We start from the raw sequence: 4399 nt of genomic DNA on the forward strand, positions 1-4399 counted from the left end.
TGGAACAGAGGCCGCCCATCCCCGAACGGGCGGTAGTTCTTCCCCTTAACGCGCTCCGACGAATGACGCATCGGCATCAGGGCTACGAGCTTGTACGACACGAAAATTCCTCGAAGCTTCGGGTTAGGTCTTCGGCCTGACCGCCGCAGGATCGGCGCGGTGCGCACCGTCCTGCAGCCATCCGGCCGGGTATCGGGTAATCATCGCGGGCACGCCGCAATGATGTCCGGGCGCCGCGCCGCGGGCGGCAGCGGCGCCCGAATGATCAGGGGAGCTCGCCCGCGATCGCCATGGCGCTCTGCCAGTCGAGCGGGCCGGCATTGCAGACGGATGTCAGCTTGCGGTCCGCGCAGAATTTGGAGATCGCCTGGATCGTCGCGCCGTTCAGCGTTCCGGTCGGCTTGCCCTTGTAGAAGCCGCCCTCGGCCAGCTTGGTCTGCAGGATGTAGACATAGACATTGTCCTGACGACCGCGGATCGAGCCGAGGAAGCGCTCCTTCATGTCCGGGCTCAGCGTCTCGTAGCGCGCGGCGATGGCTGCATATTGCTTGACGCCCCGCGCCGCCACCGCGTCGAGCATCAGCGTCTCGAACTCCTTGTCGCTCGCGGTGAACAGCGCATCATACTTCTTCAGCAGGCCGCGCGCCTTGGTGGGCGAGGCGGCCAGCATCGGCTTCCTGCCGTCGCGATAGAGCGCGATCAGCGTCCGCGCCGCCGCGACATTGCCGGCATCGGCATCCTTGGCGAGGCGCTTCATGACCGTGTTGCGGATCGACGCCGGAACGTCCTGCGCGAAGGCGCCGTTTGCCATGTTGGACATGGCGCCCTTGATGCCCTTGGCGTCGGCGGCCTTGAAATAGGAGAACGCCTTCTCGGGATTGCGCGGTCCGAGCGTGCCGTAGAGATAGCCGATGCCGAGCGAGACCAGGGCATTGTCATTGCCGGCATCGACGGCCTGCTGCAGATAGCGCAGCGCCAGCTGGCGGTTGCGCGGCACGCCGCTGCCGTCGCGGTAGATCTCGCCGAGCCGCCGCAGCGCATCCTTGTTGCCGGCTTCCGCCGCCGCCTTCAGATTGCGGATGGTCGCCTCCGGATCGGGCGCGAGGCCGCCCCCGGGCATGGAGAGATTGGCCAGCGCGAACAGCGCGCCGGGGTCGTTCTTCTCCGCGCGCTCGTTCAGCAAGGCGAGACCGCGCACGGGATCGCCGGGGATTTCCTTGCCACGTACCAGGGCGCTGCCGAGGCGCACCATGGCCGCCGTGTTGCCGGCGGCGACGGCGCGCTCGAGATAGGCCTGGCCCTTCACCGGATCGGACGGGAGGGTCGTCCCGCGCAGATACATGTCGCCGAGCATATAGAGCGCCGTCGCATTGCCGGCTTCGGCTGCCTTTTCGAGCAGCGCCGCGCCCGCCGGAACGTCGGCGGGAATTTCGGAGCCGTAGATGAGCGCGCTGCCGAGCCGGGTCGCGGTGCCCATATTGCCGGCGGCGATGCCCTTCTCGAGATAGGCGCGCCCCTTGGCGGGATCGGCCGGAACGCCGGCGCCCTTCAGATAGATGTCGCCGAGCACATAGAGCGCCGAGCCGTCGCCGGCATCTGCGGCTTTCTCCAGCAATGCGAGGCCGGCCGGCACATCCGCCGGCAGCTCCGTGCCGAGCACCAGCGCACTGCCGAGGCGCGAGGCGGACTGCATGCTGTTAAGCGCCACGCCCTTTTCGAGATAGGCGCGGCCCTTCTCGGGATCGGCCGGAACGCCAGTTCCCTTCAGATAGATGTCGCCGAGCGTGTAGAGCGCCGTGGCATTGCCGGAATCCGCCGCCTTCTCCAGCAGCGCAAGGCCGGCCGGAACATCGGCGGGGAGTTCGGTGCCGTTGACGAGCGCGGCCCCGAGACGGGTCGCCAATGCCATGTTGCCGGCGGCGATGCCCTTCTCGAGATAGGCGCGGCCCTTGGCCGGATCGGCGGGCACGCCGGTGCCCTTCAGATAGATGTCGCCGAGCGTATAGAGCGCGGCTCCATTGTCGGCGTCGGCCGCCTTTTCGAGCAGGGCGAGGCCGGCGGGAACATCGGCGGGCAGCTCGGTGCCGAGGACCAGCGCGCTGCCGAGGCGGGCGGCGATGCCCGCATTGCCGGTGGCGGCGCCCTTCTCCAGATAAGCGCGACCCTTGGCCGGATCGGCCGGGACGACGGTCCCCTTGAGATAGAGGTCGCCGAGCGTATAGAGCGCCGTGCCATTGCCGGCGTCGGCAGCCTTTTCAAGCAAGGCGAGGCCGGCGGGAACATCCGCCGGCAGCTCGGTCCCGGCCACCAGCGCGCCGCCGAGGCGTGCGCCGGCCGCGCTGTTGCCGATGGCGATGCCCTTTTCGAGATAGGCGCGGCCCTTCTCGGGATCGGCGGGGACGCCGGTTCCCTTCAAATAGATATCGCCGAGCGTATAGAGCGCGGTGGCGTTGCCGGTGTCGGCGGCCTTTTCGAGCAGGGCAAGGCCGGCGGGGACGTCGGCGGGCAGCTCGGTGCCGAGGATCAGCGCGCTGCCGAGACGGGCGCCGGCCGCGGCATTGCCGGCCGCGACGCCCTTCTCGAGATAGGCACGGCCCTTGGCCGGATCGGCCGGCACGCCGGTGCCCTTCAAATAGATGTCGCCGAGCGTGTAGAGCGCGGTTCCGTTGCCGGTGTCGGCGGCCTTCTCCAGCAGGGCAAGGCCGGCCGGAACATCGGCGGGAAGCTCCGTGCCGAGGACCAGCGCGCTCCCGAGGCGCGCCATGACGGCCGCGTTTCCAGCCGCCACACCCTGGTCGAGATAGGCGCGGCCTTTGGCGGGATCGGCGGTGACGCCGGTGCCCTTCAGATAGATATCGCCGAGCGTATAGAGCGCCATGCCGTCCTTGGCCGCGGCGGCCTTCTCCAGCAGCGCGAGGCCGGCGGGAACGTCGGCCGGCAGCTCGGTGCCGAGGATCAGGGCGCCGCCGAGGCGCGATGCGGCCGGCATGCTGCCCGCCGCGACGCCCTTTTCGAGATAGGCGCGGCCCTTGGTCGGATCGGCCGGGACGCTGGTGCCCTTCAGATAGATATCGCCGAGCGTATACAGCGCGCCCGCATCACCCTTGTCCGCGGCCGCGACGAGCGCGTCGAGCGCAGCCTGCTTGGCCTCCGGGGTCGTCGCCGCGGCGAATTCCTTGGCGAGGTCCCAGCCATTCTTGGCGGCCGGCTTGGCTGCGGCGGCGTCGGGCTTGGCCGGTGCCGGCGGTGTATCGGCGGCAGAGGCCGCGGTCGAGAGGGAAATTGCGGCGGCCGAGATGATCAGGGCGCGTCGAATGGCATTTGAGTTGAGGCTCATCGGGGTGAGGCTCATGGACGTGAAGCGCATGGCTCCGGCTCCTCAAATTGCGATCGAAATGAAAATACGGGGGGAGTCGTTCAATTGGCCGCTGGACAGGTCGGTGCGGCGCGGCTGGTTGAAAAGGCTGGATCCGCCGGGGTGGCGCGACGGCCTCCCGCTGCCTTTGCCCGGACTTGGGATCATGTCTTCTGCGCCTCCGCGATGCGCTGTGCCGGCAAAGGGAAGAGCGCAGCACTTTGAGTATCGCCTAAATTCGGCGCCGATGGAAGCGGTGCACACGGCGTGCTGCGATGCAGCATATCGCATGGAAGCCTGACGAAACGGCCGATCGGATGGTGAATGCCGGCAGACGAGGCGTTCCGCCGCATCGGGCGATACAGCATCTTGTGCTCGAAGCCGGTTTCCAACGTGGCTGTGGGCGTTGGGCCGAGGCGCGCGGGCTCTGGCCTTGGATTGTCACAAAGTCGTGTATGGATCATCCGATAAGCGGGCGGGGGATGCGAGTGCGGATTGGCGGGATGGGCTGCGCATGAAGATCGCGATGATCGGTTCGGGGTATGTCGGGCTGGTGTCGGGGGCTTGCCTTGCGGATTTCGGGCATGAGGTGACCTGCGTCGACAAGAGCGCGGCGCGGATTGCGGCGCTGGAGCGGGGCGAGATGCCGATTTACGAGCCGGGGCTGGCCGATATCGTGGCGAGCAATGCCCGCGCCGGGCGGCTTTCCTTCACGCTGGACCTCGCCGGGGCGGTGGCGGCGGCCGATGTCGTGTTCATCGCGGTCGGCACGCCGTCGCGGCGCGGCGACGGCCATGCGGATCTTTCCTATGTGCATGGCGCGGCGCGCGAGATCGCGGCGGCGGTCGATGGCTTCACTGTGGTGGTGACCAAGTCGACCGTGCCGGTCGGGACGGGCGACGAGGTCGAGCGCACGATCCGCGAGACCAACCCTCTCGCCGACGTGGCGGTGGTGTCCAATCCGGAGTTTTTGCGCGAGGGCGCGGCGATCGCGGACTTCAAGCGGCCGGACCGGATCGTGATCGGGCTCGAGGACGAGCGGGC

General features: G+C 68.4%; 2 protein-coding genes. One reads left to right on the forward strand and one right to left on the reverse strand.

Annotated features, from left to right (window positions below):
* Positions 1–265: 265 nt before the first annotated feature.
* Positions 266–3367 carry a tetratricopeptide repeat protein gene (locus GGR25_RS24530; RefSeq protein WP_183401541.1) on the reverse strand — a complete coding sequence of 1034 codons (3102 nt, stop codon included), beginning with the start codon at positions 3365–3367 and terminating at the stop codon, positions 266–268.
* 502 nt (positions 3368–3869) lie between these two features.
* On the opposite strand from GGR25_RS24530, the gene GGR25_RS24535 reads away from it, so the two are divergent.
* Positions 3870–4399: UDP-glucose/GDP-mannose dehydrogenase family protein (locus GGR25_RS24535; RefSeq protein ID WP_183401542.1), on the forward strand; the 530-nt coding region annotated here is incomplete at its 3' end.

Source organism: Kaistia hirudinis, from assembly GCF_014196455.1.
In the GTDB taxonomy this organism is placed as follows: domain Bacteria; phylum Pseudomonadota; class Alphaproteobacteria; order Rhizobiales; family Kaistiaceae; genus Kaistia; species Kaistia hirudinis.

Excerpts from the sequence above, each read along its gene's own strand:
- GGR25_RS24530 (WP_183401541.1), bottom strand. The coding sequence starts at position 3,367 with ATGCGCTTCACGTCCATGAGCCTCACCCCGATGAGCCTCAACTCAAAT.